14 protein-coding genes and 2 pseudogenes are annotated in these 18,042 nt (G+C 33.8%); 9 read left to right on the top strand and 7 right to left on the bottom strand.

What is annotated here, in order from left to right; all coding sequences use genetic code 11:
- The first annotated feature begins 29 nt into the window (after positions 1-29).
- The 3 genes from GM3709_RS00310 (at position 30) to GM3709_RS00300 (ending at position 2,344) form a co-directional block, all read left to right on the top strand.
- Positions 30-335 carry a DUF6679 family protein gene (locus GM3709_RS00310; protein WP_066115133.1) on the top strand — a complete coding sequence of 102 codons (306 nt, stop codon included), beginning with the start codon at positions 30-32 and terminating at the stop codon, positions 333-335.
- 55 nt (positions 336-390) lie between these two features.
- Complete coding sequence (locus tag GM3709_RS00305) at positions 391-1,026, top strand: ribonuclease H-like domain-containing protein (protein ID WP_066115130.1); 636 nt, start codon at positions 391-393, stop codon at positions 1,024-1,026.
- A 208-nt stretch (positions 1,027-1,234) separates the two neighbouring features.
- Positions 1,235-2,344 carry an S-(hydroxymethyl)glutathione dehydrogenase/class III alcohol dehydrogenase gene (locus GM3709_RS00300; RefSeq protein WP_066115128.1) on the top strand — a complete coding sequence of 370 codons (1,110 nt, stop codon included), beginning with the start codon at positions 1,235-1,237 and terminating at the stop codon, positions 2,342-2,344.
- 70 nt (positions 2,345-2,414) lie between these two features.
- Here GM3709_RS00300 and mscL read toward each other — a convergent pair whose 3' ends face one another.
- The gene (gene mscL, locus GM3709_RS00295) at positions 2,415-2,870 is read right to left on the bottom strand and encodes a large conductance mechanosensitive channel protein MscL (protein WP_066115125.1); all 456 of its coding nucleotides are present in this window, start codon (positions 2,868-2,870) and stop codon (positions 2,415-2,417) included.
- Between the two features lie 455 nt (positions 2,871-3,325).
- Between mscL and GM3709_RS00290 the strand changes: the two genes are divergently transcribed.
- From GM3709_RS00290 to GM3709_RS00280, 3 genes are all read left to right on the top strand, one after another.
- Complete coding sequence (locus GM3709_RS00290; RefSeq protein WP_066115123.1) at positions 3,326-4,468, top strand: DNA polymerase beta superfamily protein; 1,143 nt, start codon at positions 3,326-3,328, stop codon at positions 4,466-4,468.
- A gap of 254 nt (positions 4,469-4,722) precedes the next feature.
- Positions 4,723-4,890 (top strand): hypothetical protein, encoded by a 168-nt coding sequence (locus GM3709_RS20355; protein WP_158506691.1) that lies wholly within the window; start codon positions 4,723-4,725, stop codon positions 4,888-4,890.
- A gap of 491 nt (positions 4,891-5,381) precedes the next feature.
- Positions 5,382-7,148, top strand: a complete 1,767-nt coding sequence (locus GM3709_RS00280) for a hypothetical protein (protein WP_066115118.1) — start codon at positions 5,382-5,384, stop codon at positions 7,146-7,148.
- 263 nt (positions 7,149-7,411) lie between these two features.
- Here the strand turns inward: GM3709_RS00280 and GM3709_RS00275 are convergent, their stop codons facing one another.
- From GM3709_RS00275 to GM3709_RS00255, 5 genes are all read right to left on the bottom strand, one after another.
- Positions 7,412-8,626, bottom strand: coding sequence for an ATP phosphoribosyltransferase regulatory subunit (locus tag GM3709_RS00275; RefSeq protein ID WP_066115115.1), 1,215 nt, complete (start codon positions 8,624-8,626; stop codon positions 7,412-7,414).
- Positions 8,627-8,671: 45 nt separating this feature from the next.
- The gene (locus GM3709_RS00270) at positions 8,672-9,694 is read right to left on the bottom strand and encodes a DnaJ domain-containing protein (RefSeq protein WP_066115112.1); all 1,023 of its coding nucleotides are present in this window, start codon (positions 9,692-9,694) and stop codon (positions 8,672-8,674) included.
- A gap of 100 nt (positions 9,695-9,794) precedes the next feature.
- Positions 9,795-10,625 (bottom strand): inositol monophosphatase family protein, encoded by an 831-nt coding sequence (locus GM3709_RS00265; protein ID WP_066115108.1) that lies wholly within the window; start codon positions 10,623-10,625, stop codon positions 9,795-9,797.
- A 13-nt stretch (positions 10,626-10,638) separates the two neighbouring features.
- On the bottom strand, positions 10,639-11,181 hold the full coding sequence (locus GM3709_RS00260; RefSeq protein ID WP_066115104.1) for a thermonuclease family protein: 543 nt from the start codon (positions 11,179-11,181) through the stop codon (positions 10,639-10,641).
- 91 nt (positions 11,182-11,272) lie between these two features.
- Entirely contained in the window at positions 11,273-11,641 is a 369-nt protein-coding gene (locus GM3709_RS00255) for a 2Fe-2S iron-sulfur cluster-binding protein (RefSeq protein ID WP_066115102.1), read from the bottom strand.
- Between the two features lie 338 nt (positions 11,642-11,979).
- On the opposite strand from GM3709_RS00255, the gene pcrA reads away from it, so the two are divergent.
- Together pcrA and GM3709_RS00245 are read left to right on the top strand one after the other, a co-directional pair.
- Entirely contained in the window at positions 11,980-14,304 is a 2,325-nt protein-coding gene (gene pcrA / locus GM3709_RS00250) for a DNA helicase PcrA (RefSeq protein WP_066115099.1), read from the top strand.
- Between the two features lie 733 nt (positions 14,305-15,037).
- Positions 15,038-15,481, top strand: a pseudogene (locus tag GM3709_RS00245) (reverse transcriptase N-terminal domain-containing protein); the annotation flags it as partial.
- A gap of 16 nt (positions 15,482-15,497) precedes the next feature.
- Here GM3709_RS00245 and GM3709_RS00240 read toward each other — a convergent pair.
- Positions 15,498-16,764 (bottom strand): annotated as a pseudogene (locus GM3709_RS00240) (IS701 family transposase).
- 40 nt (positions 16,765-16,804) lie between these two features.
- Here GM3709_RS00240 and GM3709_RS00235 point away from each other — a divergent pair.
- Complete coding sequence (locus GM3709_RS00235) at positions 16,805-17,794, top strand: reverse transcriptase domain-containing protein (protein WP_082712910.1); 990 nt, start codon at positions 16,805-16,807, stop codon at positions 17,792-17,794.
- Positions 17,795-18,042: the final 248 nt, after the last annotated feature.

The following is an 18,042-nucleotide window of genomic DNA, read 5'->3' as shown; positions in this document are numbered from 1 at the left end:
TTGATCTTTAGCAGTGTAAGGAGAAGTCTATGCTAGACCGCAAAATTTATCAAATGTATAAAGAAGGTTGTGATGTCTCTGTTTTCCTGCGAGATCAACAACGTTGGATTGAAGACGCACAAATTATTGGTATTGAAGGCGATATTGTCGTTATTCGTTATGAAATGGAAGAAGACTATGAGAATAGTTCTTGGGAAGAATTCGTCCGTCTTGAAAGTATTGGTGCGGTTAGTCGCAAATTAGCTTCTGTACCAAGAGGTTATGGTGAGATACAAGTATCTGATGATTGTCCTGAAGCAGAACAAATTTATCCCCGTCATCATGATACCGAGTAGGGAAAGTAACAAGTAATAAGTAATATTGATAATTCCTCATTCCTCATTATTGATAATGTCATTAGATAAATTTCAAGTTTGTGAACAGGATTTACCCCAAGATATATTTAATCAATATCTTAAGGCCGAATCTTTAGCGATCGACACAGAAACTATGGGTTTAATTCCTCAACGTGATCGACTTTGCTTAGTACAAATATGTGACGCAGAAGGATATGTAACGGCCATTCGTATTGCCAAAGGACAAACCACAGCACCTAATTTAACTAAACTATTAGAGTCTGTTAATATTACTAAAATTTTTCATTATGCCCGTTTTGATGTGGCTCAATTTAAACACACTTTTGGGGTGGAAACAACATCTATTTTTTGTACTAAAATTGCCAGTAAAATTGCCCGTACTTACACCCAAAGTCATGGTTTAAAAAGTCTCGTACAAGAATTAGAAGGTATAGAATTAGATAAAAAAGCCCAAAGTTCCGATTGGGGTAATGTTAATAGCTTATCCCCCGAACAATTAAGCTATGCGGCTAATGATGTTCGTTATCTCATCCCCGTGAGAGAGAAATTGATTACTATGTTAAAAAGAGAAGATCGCTGGGAATTAACTCAAAGATGTTTCGATACTATTTCTCTCTTTGTTGATTTAGATTTAATGTATTATGGTAACGTTTTTGAACATCAGGGGTAACTATACCAATGAGCAAAACAAAGGAAAAGGAGTGTTAATCAGACGAAATTATGGGTATTAAATTTCACAAACAATAGAAATAAATTAATTCCTGATAGTTTTGAATCAATTATTATATTATTCCGTTTCCCTTTTCCCTCTCTTTATCGATAATTTTATGGTTTACTGAGGGGAAAAAATATAAATTTAGACGAAAAATTAACGAATCATGAAAGTAAAAGCCGCCGTTGCCTTATCCGCAGGAAAACCTCTTACGATCGAAACTATAGACTTACAACCTCCTCAAACTGGGGAAGTGTTAGTGGAAATCAAAGCTACAGGAGTTTGTCATACGGATGCTTATACCTTATCAGGAAACGATCCAGAGGGTTTATTTCCTAGTATTTTGGGTCATGAGGGTGCAGGAGTTGTGGTAGAAGTGGGTAAAGACGTGAAAAGTCTTAAACCGGGGGATCACGTGATACCGTTATATGTGCCAGAATGCAGAGAGTGTGAATATTGTCTCAGTTTCAAAACAAATCTTTGTCAGGCTATCCGAGTTACTCAAGGTAAAGGTTTAATGCCTAATGGTAGTAGTCGTTTCTCTCTCGATGGTAAGCCTCTGTATCATTATATGGGTACTTCCACCTTTTCTAATTATACTGTCGTGCCAGAAATTGCCCTTGCTAAAATTCGTGAAGATGTACCTTTTGAAAAGGTTTGTTATATCGGTTGTGGAGTAACTACTGGTATTGGAGCGGTGATTAATACTGCTAAAGTGGAAGTTGGGGCTAATGTTGTGGTTTTTGGTTTGGGAGGTATCGGTTTAAATGTTATCCAAGCCTGTCGAATGGTGGGTGCAAATATGATTATCGGTGTGGACATTAATCCTAGCAAAAAATTGATCGCCGAAAAATTTGGCATGACTCATTTTGTTAACCCGAAGGAAGTTGAAGGAGATTTAGTACCCTATTTGGTAGATTTAACAAAAGGAGGTGCTGACTATAGTTTTGAATGTATTGGCAATACTAAAGTTATGCGTCAAGCCTTAGAATGTTGTCATAAAGGCTGGGGAGTTTCTACTATCATCGGAGTTGCAGGAGCAGGACAAGAAATTAGTACAAGACCTTTCCAGTTAGTTACAGGAAGAATTTGGAAGGGTAGTGCTTTTGGGGGAGCAAAAGGGAGAACAGATGTACCTAAAATTGTTGATTGGTATAAAGAAGGGAAAATTAATATTGATGATTTAATTACCCATGTGATGCCTTTAGAGGAGATTAACACAGCTTTTGACTTAATGCACAAAGGAGAATCTATCCGCAGTGTGATTACTTTTTAGTCTTTACAAATTCCTAGAAAAGTATCAAGAATTGATTTTCAATTTGTCGGAAATGCTCATTCTAAGAAAATTAAGAATTATTCTGTTGTTTAATTGTCTCTGTGAGAGTTTCGATCGCCTTCGTCAGATTTTCTTGTACTACTATTTCGGGCTTAATTTCTTCTGATTGTATAGCCGCTTCTTCTGCGGCGACTATTTCTTCCTGACGAATAAGTTTTCTTTTCAGAGTTTCAAAGCTACGAATAATTAAGAATAAGCAAAAAGCAATAACTAAAAAATTGATAATCGCTGATAAAAATAAGCCATATTTAATGCCAGAGATGCTTAAATCAGATAACTTATCAACTCCTGCGGCTTTAATAGCAGGGGATAAAATGGCTGGGGTGATAATATCTTCTACAAGAGAATTAATAATACCATTAAAAGCACCACCAAGTATAACTGCGACGGCTAAATCTATTACGTTACCTCGCATAATGAAGTCACGAAAGTCAGCAAAAAAAGTACGACTTCTATTAGCTACCATTGTGTTTTTTCTCCCAAATATTTTGACAATTTCAAAAATTTCTCCTCAAATTTTATCAAAAATGATACTTATTAGTCTTTAGAATGAAAAGAAAAATTAATTAGAAGTTGCTTAAAAAGTCTTTTGGTGAGGATAGGAGGTTAGTGATGCAGAAAAATAAGTAGTTTAACTTGATATTATAAAACAATTCACATCAATTTTAATATAAGTAAGTTCAGAAAACTAGACCAAAATATAACAATTAGTTGAAATGTCAGGATAATTACACTATCATCCAAGTATATCATATATCGTCTAATAAAATATGTTTTTTAATAGAAATATATCACAACTTTTATTGTGTTCATTTTAGTAAATTTATTTCCATAATTTCTTATTGTTATTTTAATTATTGTTAATTTATCATAACTATTGATAACTCAAAAATCTCGATTATTAAATATTAACTATTCATTATGTTTGACTTAAACGATCGTACTTTACTTTTAGCCATAACAGGTAGTAATGCCTATGGTTTAGCTGTAGAAGGAGTATCAGATATTGATTATAAAGGTATTTTTATTGCCCCAAAAAGTTATTATTTAGGGTTAAAACAAATTGAACAAATTGAAGGTAAGGGAAAAGAAGGAATTTTTAGTAATAATCAAGATAATAAAGGCTTAACAAAAATAGACATTAATTATCAAAAATTTAATTTTTTAAAAGGTAATGATTTTGTTATTTATGAACTCAAAAAATACTTAAATTTACTCAAAAATGCTAATCCTAATATTCAAGAATTATTGTGGTTAAATGACTATATTTACCTTAATCCTTTAGCGAAAATTTTAATCAATAATAGAGAACAATTCCTGACTAAAAAAGTTAAATTTAGTTATATTGGTTATGCTAACGCTCAACTAAAAAAAGTAGAAGTTCATCGCCGTTGGCTACTAAATCCACCAAAAAAAGAACCAAAACCAGAAGATTTTAATTTCACAGAATTATATAAGCCTTTATCACTATCGGAAATTAACGCCTTTATGAATTTTTTATGGATAGTAGTTAGAGATTGCATTGAGTATTTACAACCGGCAGAAGAATTAAGATTGATTTTACAAGAAAAGATCGATTATAAACAGATTTTTCTTGAGCATAAATTTCCTGAAAATATTGAAAAACAAATACAAGAATATACTAATGCTAGTGATGATTTTATGCGGTTAACTTTTGCTTCAAGAAATTATTTATCGGCAAAAAAAGAATGGAAAAGTTATCAAAATTGGTCAAAAAATCGTAATGCCAAAAGACAACTTTTAGAAACAAAATGTGGCTATGATAGTAAACACGCTAGTCATGCTTTAAGGTTGCTTTATACTGGCAGAGAAATTATTAAGCAAAAAAAGTTAATAGTTAATCGCACTCAATCAGGGGATGCTAATTATTTATTGAATGTAAAATTAGGTAATATTTCCTATGAAGAAGTTATGCAAGAATGTAATCAAGTTTTTAATGAAATTAAAAATATACCAGAGAAAAATATTGATTTACCTGATGAAATTAACGATGATTTTCTTAATAATTTAGCTATGGAAATAGTGGAAAAAATTGGGTTTTAATTATTTAATATAATAGTTAAGATCGTAAACTTTTTTTAACTATTCATAATTGTTATTTGTGGTTATTGTACAGTAGTTATGATAAATTAGTACAAAATAATCGATGCCAAAGGCACGCTACGCGCACGAAACTTTAACCTATATAGTCTTAATTAGGGTTGGCTGAAAAAGTCTGAAAAATCACATACCTTTAACATCATATATATATATAATATTCTGATTCTTTTTCCATTTTTTTAATTGTTTTTCTAAAAATGCACACAAAAATCCTCTTATTACCCTTGTATAGAAATGGTTTAGCCGGTGCACCTATTTTTTCATCAAAAATTTCCGCATATTCTTCTTCAAATTTTGCCAAATGTATCAAACCTGTCAAAACTATTGATTTTCATCACTTTATGACTCCTAACAGCAAACCCTAAGTAATCAATTACTAATGTTGGCCAGAAATTTACTTGAGTTCGAGAAAAAATCCTTGTTGTGGGTAGGTTTTAGGCTTTAGGGTTTAGGTTTTAGGTTCTAAAAATACCAAATCTGATTGAATTATTTAATTAAATTAATCTAAGTAAAATCAATTGTTAACAGTTTTTCATCAATTATTTACCCAATACCTAACAACTAATACCTTGCTATTACCCATACATTTTGTATCGAACTGAGGTAAATTTAACTTCACAATAGCTGATAACTAATTGCTAATTTACTGACTGCTAATTAAACATAATTATTTCTAGAGTTTCATTAGTGTTCTCAAATATTGAAAATTGTTATTCTTAAAAGTATAAGTATAATTAGCTAGAGTTTGCTCTAATATTAAATGAATTGGAAAAACCGTAAGATAATTTTTGATCAATTTCTCTATTTCTAAGCCATTAAAACATTTATTTATTAACCAGTTGGAATAATTATAGTCATGAAATTTCAATACTTATTACTATCTAACTTGATTGTCGGTGTGAGTTTTTTTGTCGATACTCCTGCTTTTGCTGATGATATTAGCGATTCTTGGGTGGTTAAATCTCCCATTACTGCCGATAGTCTTTCTCCTTCTAGTAGTTCTCAAGTACTATTCTCTCAAGAAAATATAACTCCAGAGTCTCCCACGACGATCGAAAATACTCCAAAACCGATCGAGTCTGTGGAATATAGTTTAACCCCGTTACAAATTAAGCCTTTTGAACCCATGACGGTGGAAACAGCAAATGTTTTGCCTCAAGGTGCAATCTATACTAGCTACGGTGCAAATCTTTTCTCCAAAGGTTCGGAAGGTGGTGGTATTGGCTTACAAACCTATAATGCGTCGATCGAATACGGTATTAACGATAAGTTGCAAATAGGTGCTGGTTTATCTTTCTTTGATGACGTGTTGGGTAGTCGATTTAATGGAAAAGCTACAGATTTTGGTTTTTTATCCCTCGCGCCTAACTTTAAATATCAGTTTATCAACCAAGATAATTATAATGTCGCTGTGGTAGGTTCTTTAGAATTCATTAAAATTACGGGAGAAAATGGTTTATTTACCCCGACTAATCGATCGGATAGTAGCACAACCGTTGGTGGAACAATTCAAGTTCCCTTTACTTATACTTCTTCTAATACCTATCAATGGCACGTTGTGGGAGGTTTAACCGTTCTTCCTGACAGTATCAATGGTGGAGGAGACTTTTATGGCACATTCTTTAATATTGGTACGGGGATAAGTTTCAAGTTTGATGAAAGATTTGGATTTTTTGGAGATATAAATGTACCATTAGGTCCCGGTGGTAACAGTGTCAACACGAGAGGAGATATAACTAAAAGTGTTGTTTGGAGTGCAGGCTTAAATTATTTACATAGCCCTAATGTTGGCATTGATTTATCAATTACAAACCGATTAGGCAGTACTCCTGCTACAAAATTATTATCTTTCCTTCCCGATGGTGGCCCGGTGGGAGTTGGTTTAAATGTACGCTATACCCCTGATATTGGTCAAAACTATCAAGTTAGCTTTGATACTAGACCAATACAACCTTTTTCCTCCAGAGATAAACAATTACTATTTGATGGAATTATTCTCAGTAGCCCTAATACTATTCGTCAAGGAATGTTCTCTTTTGACGGTGGTATAGGCCCTAGCGTCAATTTTCAAGTAGGCTATGGTATGAGTAATAATGCTCAATTAGAGTTTATTGGGCAACAATTAGGAGAGAGTGACGAAGACATCGGTAACTCAGTCAAATTAGGAGGAGCAACAAAATTAAGATTTTTAAATCAAAGTCAAGGAGATCCTTTTTCTTTTGGTCTTCGAGGTGCATTTCAAGAAGCCACAACAACGGATGATGGAGTTGGCTCATTTACCGCAGAAGCGGCCTTTAGCTATGAAGTAAACGATAAGATTGCTTTAATGTTCAACCCCAAAGCTGGAATATATGGAGGAAACAACATTTTAGGTGCTGGTTTAGGACTCAATGTTCAACCCTTTCCCGGATTCCAAATTATTGGGGAAGTTACTCCCATGCTAAGTAATGATGCGACTGTGTGGGCAGCTGGCGCTCGTTATATGCCTCCTCAAACTAATGTAGGACTTGGAGTTTACACAACTAATGCCACTGGAACAACTGATATTGGTAGCGTTGTTTCCCAATCTGATGGTAACGTCAGTGTTGGTTTTAATATTATGTGGTTACTAGGAAACAATTAGGGATTGCTGAAACAATCTTTTGGTGGAGGTAAGCTCATTGACAACAGACAAAAAGATAAGAGTTGGTGTGCTACGGAGTTGTTAACACACCATACATCAGTCTTCATTTCTTTAAACCACACTTTGCATTTTCCTTTGCAACTTTGCGAGAGATAAAAAATGTGGTTTATTCATTGGAAAAGTTCTGTCATATGAAAAAATAAAGATTTAATTCTACAGATAATTTTGCCATAGATTAATGTAATGTAATTTTTTTTGATAAATTAAAATCCTAATTCGATCGAATCATTCCCATTTTCATCAATCCAAGCTACGTTTAAAATACCCTCATTTTGTGTATATTTCCTAATATCTTCTTTACTGCGAAACTCTAAATCAATTTCGACTCTAGTGAGATTTTTACTGTTTCTCAATTTTTGAGCGTAACTAAAAGCCTGTTTTACACAAGATGGATTTTCGGGAATAATTAACCAGTCACTAGGAGGAGTTTTTTGGGGTAAATTAGGAGTGTTTAATAAGCAACTATGTAGGTCTTCTATATTAAATGAAAAACCAATACCGGGAGAGGATTGTTTCTCAGGATGATAAAGACTTAACAATTGATTATAACGTCCACCTTGTCCTAATACATAAGGTTTATTTTGTTTTAAACTGATGGCAGAAAATGTTATTCCTGTATAATAATCAAAGGTTTGTATTAGACTTAAATCTAAAATTATTGGCAATTTTTGCTCACTATTATAGTTAACTAAATCAATCAAGGATTTAAGATGATTAACGGCAAAAAATCCTTTTTCATCTAAATCTAATTCAGTAACTTTTTCTAATACTTCTAAAGGGTTTCCCCTTAAGTCAAAAATCTGTAAAGCTTTCGATTTTAAATCAGGTGATAAGGGTAAATTTTCTAAGGTAACTCGATCGAGATTAGCGATACATTTTAAAATTTCTGGTTGTAAATTATCAGGAAAAATCTGTAATAAAGATCTAGTTAAACCAGCATCTCCTAAGAGTAGTTGCCAAGATTGAATTCCTAAACATTGCAAACAATCTGCTAACAATAGCAAAATTTCTGCATCGGCTAAAACCCCATCGGTAAATAATAATTCGATTCCTGCTTGATAAAACTCTAATTGTCTTCCATGATGTCCTTCTGGAGGATTACGAAAAACATTAGCTCGATAACAAAGTCTTTGAATCGTGTGGTTTGTGAGACGATTTACCGCCGCCCTCGCAATAGAAGCCGTTAATTCTGGTCTTAATCCTAGTCTTCCTTCTGTGGTATTTTGTAACTGTATTACAGTAGAAGGGTCGATCGCTCCTCCAGCCATGAGAGTATCAACCCATTCAATAGTAGATGTTACAATTCTTTTATATCCCCAACGTTGGAATACTTGTTGAAGACAATCATTTATCCAACTTTTTTGAGCGACTTCTAGGGGTAATAAATCTCTTGCGCCTGCGGGTGCTTGATGAATCATACTCGAATCGTGATTTTCATTATCGATTACGGATCATCGTTAATCCTACCATAAAGGAATACCAAAAATTTTGGGCGGCTCTTTTTTCCCTTTACCATCTTTAGATTTCTCTTTTCCCTTATCGGTAGGTTTACTTCCTTTAACTTCTTTAGTTGATTTTACAGTACTTTCGGGTGCAGACTTTTCTTTTTTCTCTATTTCCTTAAGTTCTTTTTGTGCCTGAAGTGCGATCGAATCATTACTATTAAGCGCTATAGCCTTGTTAATATGAATACGTGCATAAACAAGATTATTCTGTTTCATATATAGAGATCCTAGTAAGGCATGAACAGTACTACTACTAGCATCAATTTTAACGGCTTCCCTCAAATCAAGAATACCTTGCTCATAATTACCATTTTCTAAGTGTTGCTTGGCACTGGCAATTAACTTATCAATACGAGAAACAGTGGCTTTCGGTGGTGGGTTATCGGACACTGGGGGATTATTGGTATTCATCACAGGAACATTCTTTCCTGAAGATTGACTGATACCTGCTTCACTAACCACAATTTGCGGTTGACTAGAGGCACTTTTAAAATTGGGATTTTTTTGACGCATCAAATAAACCATATTTAGTTCACTAATTAGAGCAATTTTTATGGATAATTTATCTAAATCATGATATTGTTCTGGAGCCAATTTTTCCAAGGTTTCCAGATATACTTTATCTAAATTTCTTTCTTCTTGTAATAATTTTTTTGCTGTATCACTACCAATTGTAATTTTATATTGATCTGAGGCTAATCTACGACCAATTTCTGAGAAAATTAATTGGCATTCTTTGCGTAAATTATCCTTATATAAATTTTCATAAGCTGGATTAACTAACTTTGAAAGAATCATACTAGCTTTTTGTTTTTCTGCTTCCGTTTCAGCCCGATTAGTGTCAGGATGAAGCTGATAAGCAATTTTAAGATACCGTAGTCTAACATCTTTCGGACTAGCAGAAATAGGAACTCCTAAAATGGCATAATAATCTTTTACATCGTATTTGAATAAACCATGTTTTAAGTCAGAAATCATCATACTGATACTCTCCAATAATTATTACAATATACTGAATATTTACTATAAAATGCCATTAATTTAATGACGATATTTTTTCTACAATTATTTGTTTAATATTTTAATACTCCAAAAAAGAAAATTTTGACGAATGAGGAGTATTAAGTAAGGCTTTACTCAAAGCAGAATGTATATGACCATTGGTAGCCAAAATTCTCCCACTATAGAGATCAAACTGAGTATCATTATATGCTGATATTTGTCCTCCTGCTTCTTGAAGAATCACAACTCCTGCTAATAAATCCCAAGGTTTTAATCCTCTTTCCCAATAACCATCTAGTCTTCCTCCCGCCACATGACACAAATCCAGAGATGCACTACCTCCACGTCTCACTCCTTGAGTCAAATGGGTAAGATAACAAAACTCTGCATAATTATTATCCTCTACTTCCCGACGATCGTATGCAAAACCTGTTACCAAAAGACTATCAGCTAAGTTATCTGTAGTGGAAACTTTTATCGGAATATGATTAAGAGTTGCCCCTAATCCTTGGGCGGCACTCCATAATTCATTGTGCATGGGATTATAGACAACACCCACTTTCGGTATTCCTGACACTAGCAAACCTATAGATACTGACGCTTGGGGATAACCATGAGCGTAATTCGTAGTACCATCCAGAGGATCAATTACCCATAAATATTCACTATCTGATGTTCCCAAAATACCTGATTCTTCTGCTAAGATACTATGATCAGGAAAGTGTCGATCGATAACAGTAAGTATTTCTTTTTCGGCTTTTTGATCTACTTCTGTAATTAAATCTCCTGCCCTACCTTTTTGTCTGATATTAAGTTGTCTTCCCCAATAGCTTTGTAATACATTACCCCCTGCCTGAGCGGCTAATAGTGCAACATCAAGAAGTTTTGAGATTTCCGTCTGATAGTTCATAGTTAATTAGAAATTAGAAATTAATTGTTTTTTCTCTATTGTTCATACTCAATTCTACATTCCAAATTCCTTTTTCCATGATACGAGCGTAGTGTTGTGCATCAATTAAAACCCGATCGTACTTACCATCAGTATAAGTTAAATTAACGATGGCATATCCTTCTGTGAGTAATTCTTGGTTTACTAATCGATCGTTATACCATACATAACCACTAAGACGATCGAATTTATCTTTAACTTGTAAATCAGTTTCTAACATCACAATAGACGTATTAAGGGGAATAGTATTATTGAGGGTGAAAAAGTTAATTAAAAATTGTTTAGCCTCTTGTGTTTCTTTGACTTGTGGTTGAGTACTAGGAATATCTAATCCTGCTAATCTAAGTTGATAAGATTTATTCTCTATTATTACCTCGATCGTTTGAGCGCTAACCACTCTTTTTATTTTCCCTTCGATACCGTTAATAATTGGCTTATTTTGACATCCTGTTACCCCAAAACATAAGCAGAAAAAAATAATCAATAATCCAGATGTCAACAGTTTATGATTGAGCATTGATGGATGATATTCTCAAAGATTTATACTAACTAGTCTTTTTAGTAATGATATTGCTTAATTATACCGATGATATTCTTAAAAATTTAGACTAATCATCTTCAATGGGAAAGCCGAAACGTACTTTTCCTCTACCAAAATAACGGCCAAATTGTAACTCATAAACTTCATCTTCGTCTTGAGTTTCTACCACTAAATTCGATCGAGGATAAGACACACATAATAAGGCATAACCTTTTTTTTGTAAATCAGGAGATAAACCCATGGCTTCCGGTTGATATACCTCTCCTTCAATAATTTTTACCGCACAAGTAGTACAAGCACCATTTCGACAGGAAAAAGGCGGTTCAACTTCTTGATGTTCTGCTGTAGTTAATATATATTTATTTTCGGGTACAGTAACAATTTCAGTAGTTTTATTTTGACGATTATGAATAGTTACTTGATAAGTTTTGATCATTATCCAATAATAATTATAGAATTTTTCTTTATTATAAAACCTTTTATCCCTGATTTTAAAGGCTTTGTGATGAATGGTGACTTTTGATGACGAATGGCTAGATAAATTATGTTCAATAACATAAATATATAACTCTTAAATCAGTTTTGATAAATATAATTAAAAATTGTAAACTTTTTTCCAATTTGTTCTGTTGTATCTTTTATTTGTGTAAAATTTCCCCAATCAAATTAGGATTGGTATATTTTAAATATTGTTGTGATAGGTAAGGCATCAATTTTCCATTGTTATATCTATGGTAAGATGAGATAAATTACCCTTTTAATTGTCTTCAGCCCATGAATTCTAATCTCGATTTTCTACACCATCTTAACCTGTGTCAACGTCAAGCCGTAGAACATTTTTGCGGGCCTTTATTAGTAGTTGCGGGAGCAGGTTCAGGAAAAACGAGAGCGTTAACCTATCGTATCGCTAACTTAATTTTAACCCATAAAGTCGCACCGGAAAATATTTTAGCCGTGACATTTACCAACAAAGCGGCTAGGGAAATGAAAGAAAGAATTGAGAAAATTTTTGCTCAAAAAATTGCAGAAGAAAAACATGGGCAACGATGGGATTTATTATCAGAATTAGAACAAAAAACAATTCAATCAAAAGTTTATCGCAACACGATTAAACCTCTGTGGATAGGAACTTTTCATAGTTTATGTGCAAGAATTTTACGTTATGACATAAATAAATATCAAGACGATAAAGGTAGAGTTTGGCAGAAAAATTTTACTATTTTAGATGAGTCTGATGTTCAAAGTTTAGTTAAACAAATCGTTACCAAAAAACTTAACCTTGATGATAAAAAATTTGAACCCAGAAAAATGCGTTATGCCATTAGTAATATTAAAAATTTAGGTCTTACTCCACAACAATACGCCTTCGAGAATCCTGATTATAAAGGAAGGGTAATTGCTGAAATTTATGAAGAATATCAAAATCAATTGGCTGGAAATAACTCTTTAGACTTTGATGATTTATTATTAATTCCCGTGCGTATTTTTCAACAAAATGAATCTGTTTTAGGATATTGGCATCAAAAATTTCAACACATTTTAGTGGATGAATATCAAGACACTAATCAAATTCAGTATGAGTTAATCAGACTTTTATCTACTAATAATGAACCTCACAAAAAACATTGGAATTGGCAAAATCGATCGATATTTGTGGTGGGAGATGCGGATCAATCAATTTATTCTTTCCGAATGGCAGATTTCACTATCTTATTAAATTTTCAAGAAGATTTTGGGGATAATTTAGCAGATAATTTTACTAAAACCATGATTAAATTAGAAGAAAATTATCGATCGAGAGAAAACATTTTACAAGCCGCAAATCACCTTATTGAAAAGAATAGCCAAAGAATTGATAAAGTATTAAAAGCCACTAGAGGAGAAGGAGAAACTATCTATACCTATCGAGGAGATAATGAAAGAGAAGAAGCTAGTTTTGTCTGTCGAAAAATTCAACAATTAATCAAAGAAAATCCTGAATTAAACTGGGGAGATTGTGCTATTTTATATCGTATTAATTCTCAATCTCGCCCCTTTGAAGATGAATTAATTAGTAAGGGAATTCCCTATAATATTGTAGGGGGATTAAAGTTCTATGAACGAAAAGAAATTAAAGATGCTTTAGCCTATTTAAGATTAGTAGTTAATCCAGCAGATACTGTCAGTTTACTTCGTATTATTAACACTCCCCGTCGAGGAATTGGCAAAACTACTGTAGATAATTTAATGACGGCTTCCCAAGAATTAAATATTCCTTTATGGGAAATAATTAATGATCAAACTTCAGTAAATACGATCGCAGGAAAAGCGGCGAAAAAAGTTAATCAATTTGCTGAAATAATAGCTGATTGTCAGGAAAAAATACAGGAAGATTCTGCATCAGATATTTTAAAACATATTCTTAATATTTCTGGTTATTTAGATGACTTAAAACAACAAAATACAGATGAAGCAGAAAATAGAGAAGAAAATCTTAACGAGTTAATTAATGCTATGCTTCAATTTCAAGAAGATAATGAAGATGCGACTTTAGAAGGATTTTTGAGTAATGCTTCTTTAGCTTCGGATTTAGATAACTTAGAGGAAGGAGAAAAGGCAGTTTCTTTGATGACGTTACACTCCGCAAAGGGATTAGAGTTTAATATTGTTTTCTTGGTAGGTTTTGAGCAGGGATTGTTACCCCATAATCGTAGTTTACGAGATGAAATGGAACTAGAAGAAGAAAGACGACTGTGCTATGTCGGTATCACAAGAGCAAAAGAACAGTTATTTATCACCTATGCACGAGAGAGATATTCTTGGGGTAATGTGGACTATTGTACTCCTTCTCAATTTTTGGATGAGTTACCAGCAGATTTGCTCAGTAGTAATTTACATTCCCGTCAAACTATCTCGAAAAAAGCTAAGTCAGAAGCGACAATTACCTCTGCTTCTACGGATTCATGGGAAGAAGGCGATCGAGTGTATCACCCGATTTTCGGCAATGGTATTGTTACTAACTTATTGGGTTTAGGAAAGAAAAACACCTTAGTGGTGCAGTTTGATTCTGCTAAAAAAATTATCAATCCCAGTCATACAAAATTAGAAAAAATTTCCTAAATTGATTATAGAGTCCATTTGGTATCTTTTTTAGAATGATTATATAGGTGCGATTCGTTTGAGATGAAAAAGAGTACTTAAACAGCCGTTTAAGACCTTATAACTCTCAGTTAGGTAATAAATACCTAATAACTTTTGATTGGATGTAGGTGAAAGTCCTACCCTTGAAGTCCACAAGTGACTCCTTATCTGCCCACACCGAATAGGCTCGGAATCCTATAGAGTGAAGCTGGGAACAGGACGCAATCAGAGATGATAGTTGTAACATCACACTGGCGTTAATGGGGAGTAGCTACGACTAAACAGAACCTAGAAAAGTGTCTTAATTCATCCGATGGAAAACAACTCAAAGAAAAGTTCCTACGGCATCACGGTTAATATCCTCGCACTGTAGCTATATGACAAGTGCTGGACAAGAGGACGTGATAGGCAAAGTGGTTCGGTCTAAGGCTACCCATCAATCTAATCAAAGGAACGAATAAAAACGATGATGAAGTCTGAGGAGGTCGAAAACCTCAGTAGGTTAGACGAGCAACGGAAATCTTCACATCGGGTAGGACAACGAGTAATTTCGTTGAGGCTTAAAGAAGTAAATTTAATCAAGTAAAAGGTATGGCTAAACACATTAATACTAATTAATAGTGAGCATTGGAGCAATTTGAACTGGAAGAAAATCCAGCGTCAAGTATTCCGCCTACAAAGGAAGATTTACAAAGCAATTTGAGAAGGCGACATGGTTAAAGCCAAACGTTTTCAGAAACTCCTCATGCGTTCTTATTCAACTAAATTATTAGCAATCAGACAAGTCACCCAATTAAATGCTGGTAAGAAGACCGCAGGTATTGACGGCAAAAAAGCACTAACATTCAAAGAACGATTCGAGCTACTCGAAAAGTTAAGCAAAGAAGCAATGAATTGGAAACACAGTAAACTCCGTAAAATCCCAATCCCTAAAAAGAATGGAAAAACAAGAATACTGAAAGTACCAACGATAGCAGACAGAGCATGGCAATGCCTAGTGAAATACCCCCTAGAACCTGCACATGAAGCGACATTCCATCCAAGAAGTTATGGATTCAGAACTGGACGTTCGGCACACGATGCACAGAAGTTCATATACTCTAACCTTCAGAGCAATCATGGAGGGAAAGAGAAAAGAATCCTAGAACTGGATATCGGTACTTAGACAAAAATTATGCCCAAATAAACCCTAAACTTGCTTTATATAAGCTAAATACTTCCACATTATCTTTTAACCATTGAAAGAAACGAAAAGATACTGCCGTCCGAAACGCTTCCAATGCCTCTGCAAAAGTATTTAAGGGTTTATTTCCCCATTGCCTTCTCAATCCCCCTGTCAAACGATGCCATTGAATAAAAGTATAGGCGCAAAATACCAATATAAAATGTCTCATTAAACTTCTTTTATTTCTCACTTGGTATTCTGATAAGCCTAACCATCCCTTAATTTCACGGTAAAATACTTCTATCCAATTTCTTGATGTATAAGTTTCTACTATCCAATTTGCACAGACTTTTTCTCCTGTTTCATTGGTCATTAAATAATCAATATCTGTGGACTTTTCAAAACTGGGAGCATTCATGACGATAGCTACGGTTTTTATTCCTGATAAGGCTGATAATTTAATTTTTATGGTTGCTACCCAAAGAGTTTTTTCTCTATTTTTACCTGTTTTTATTTCTTCAAAACTCTCTTGAGGTAATAATTTAGCTATTTCATCTATTCTTTTTTCAGACTCTCTCAAATCTTCTTTTACTACTTGTACTAATCTATTTTTTGCAATAATTCCTATATATTTTAAATTTTTTTGTTCTAATTTTTCTAATAAATTAGTATTGTTCCCATAACCCCCATCCATTAAAATTATTTGAGGATGGTAATTTCGGTTTAAACATTTTTCAATTAAATTAAAGGCAATATCGGGTTTTTTTTGAAATTGTGGGTCATCTTTTCCCAAGGGGAAATTTTCCGCTTTTTCATATAATTCAACGTCTAAGGGAAAACTTCTGACCCCATCATAAATGTGGGTGGTGACTGCGGATATTACCATTATCAGTTTTGCCAATTTCACCAATATATTGTCGTCCCACACAGTCAGTAAAATTGCCACTTTTACGATGACCTGAATCATCGATAATTAAAGAGAAAGAGCGACTTATTTTAGTTTGACGACATGAGGCAATAATTTCTAGTCTTTTATTATTTACCTCATCATAATTCCAAGTGGATTCTGTTAGGAAATGATGTAACTTATGATAAGTAATATCAAGATTATTATGGGCAATTTGAGTGAGATTTTTTCTTTGAGAATCACCTAATAAACCGCCCAAATAATTTCTAAACTCTCGTTTTTGTGCTTTTGTTTTTAATACAGGGTCTATTTTTTGGCACCAACGCTCGAAACAGGGTGGCATTGATGAAGATGTGATTTCTTTCATTTTGACCTAAAAACAATATAATGTAAATATTATAGCTTAATTGTTGTTATTGTTTTGTCTAAGTACCGATATAGAAAAATGCTTCGATAGAATTAGTCACAAAGCTATTCTAAATAACCTAATTGCACCTCAATGTGTAAAACAAGGCATCCAAAGATGTTTAATTGCAGGAGTGAACCCTGAGTTCCCAGAACAAGGAACACCACAAGGAGGCGTGGTTAGCCCCCTTCTAGCTAACATAGCGTTGGATGGTATTGAGTCGATACATCCGTCTGTAAGGTATGCAGATGATATGGTGTTCTTTCTCAAACCTAATGATAACGCAGAATTGATACTTGGTAAAGTTGAGGATTTTTTAGCTGAAAGAGGAATGCGAGTAAGCCAAGAAAAGACGAAGGTTACAACCACTCAGAACGGATTTGATTTCTTAGGCTGGACTTTTATAGTCCAAAGGAACAATGGCAAATTTAGATGTTACCCATCAAAGGATAATTATAAAGCTGTCAAGAAGAAAATCAAAGAAGTAGTCAACAACTCGAATTATGGTGCAAAAGAAAAAGCTAAGAGATTAGCTCCTATTGTCAGAGGTTGGAAAAACTACCATAAGCACTGCAAAATGGATGGATACAATTTGTTCCAAACAGAACGCAGAACGTGGAAAGTCTTTAACAAGGAAACTAAACTAAACCGTTACCAAACGGACAAGTTAATAAAACAGGCATTCCCTGACGTTTCTTACTCTGAGAACAAATTTGTCATGGTAGCAGGTGATAAGTCTCCATACAATGGTGATACCGTTTACTGGTCTAAAAGAAACAGCAAAATGTACGATGGAACGACAGCCAAAATACTAGACAAACAACACCATTCATGTGGACATTGCGGATTGAAATTCATCAATGAGGAAAGAGTACACCTCCACCACATTGACAGAAATCATCAAAACTGGAAACATAGCAATCTGATAGCTGTGCATGAAAGTTGCCACGACTACATCCACATGAACAAAAGGGAATCAAGCCCTAATTAAGTTGGAAGCTGGATGCGGTGAAAGTCGCACGTCCAGATTTAACAGAGAGGTGCGGTGGATAATACCACCCATCGACTCTACCTAATGATTTCAAGAGAAATGCTTTAATATCCTCAAAGCCTTTGATGATTTTAGTTACAGGTGTAAATATCAAATGGGTTCTACTGAGACCTTGTATTAGAACAAAAATACCTAATAGATATTGTAAAGAAAATCAATGTCAAATAAGTTTGAGTCAATTCTTATTA

The organism is Geminocystis sp. NIES-3709 (genome assembly GCF_001548115.1).
GTDB lineage: Bacteria > Cyanobacteriota > Cyanobacteriia > Cyanobacteriales > Cyanobacteriaceae > Geminocystis.
The sequence above is the reverse complement of the archived record's forward strand: the minus strand, read 5'-3'. Positions and strand labels throughout refer to the sequence as shown.

Bases quoted from the DNA above. Each gene is read 5' to 3' on its own strand.
- GM3709_RS00310 (WP_066115133.1), top strand. From the start codon at position 30: ATGCTAGACCGCAAAATTTATCAAATGTATAAAGAAGGTTGTGATGTC.
- GM3709_RS00305 (WP_066115130.1), top strand. From the start codon at position 391: ATGTCATTAGATAAATTTCAAGTTTGTGAACAGGATTTACCCCAAGAT.
- GM3709_RS00300 (WP_066115128.1), top strand. From the start codon at position 1,235: ATGAAAGTAAAAGCCGCCGTTGCCTTATCCGCAGGAAAACCTCTTACG.
- mscL (WP_066115125.1), bottom strand. From the start codon at position 2,870: ATGGTAGCTAATAGAAGTCGTACTTTTTTTGCTGACTTTCGTGACTTC.
- GM3709_RS00290 (WP_066115123.1), top strand. From the start codon at position 3,326: ATGTTTGACTTAAACGATCGTACTTTACTTTTAGCCATAACAGGTAGT.
- GM3709_RS20355 (WP_158506691.1), top strand. From the start codon at position 4,723: ATGCACACAAAAATCCTCTTATTACCCTTGTATAGAAATGGTTTAGCC.
- GM3709_RS00280 (WP_066115118.1), top strand. From the start codon at position 5,382: ATGAAATTTCAATACTTATTACTATCTAACTTGATTGTCGGTGTGAGT.
- GM3709_RS00275 (WP_066115115.1), bottom strand. From the start codon at position 8,626: ATGATTCATCAAGCACCCGCAGGCGCAAGAGATTTATTACCCCTAGAA.
- GM3709_RS00270 (WP_066115112.1), bottom strand. From the start codon at position 9,694: ATGATGATTTCTGACTTAAAACATGGTTTATTCAAATACGATGTAAAA.
- GM3709_RS00265 (WP_066115108.1), bottom strand. From the start codon at position 10,625: ATGAACTATCAGACGGAAATCTCAAAACTTCTTGATGTTGCACTATTA.
- GM3709_RS00260 (WP_066115104.1), bottom strand. From the start codon at position 11,181: ATGCTCAATCATAAACTGTTGACATCTGGATTATTGATTATTTTTTTC.
- GM3709_RS00255 (WP_066115102.1), bottom strand. From the start codon at position 11,641: ATGATCAAAACTTATCAAGTAACTATTCATAATCGTCAAAATAAAACT.
- pcrA (WP_066115099.1), top strand. From the start codon at position 11,980: ATGAATTCTAATCTCGATTTTCTACACCATCTTAACCTGTGTCAACGT.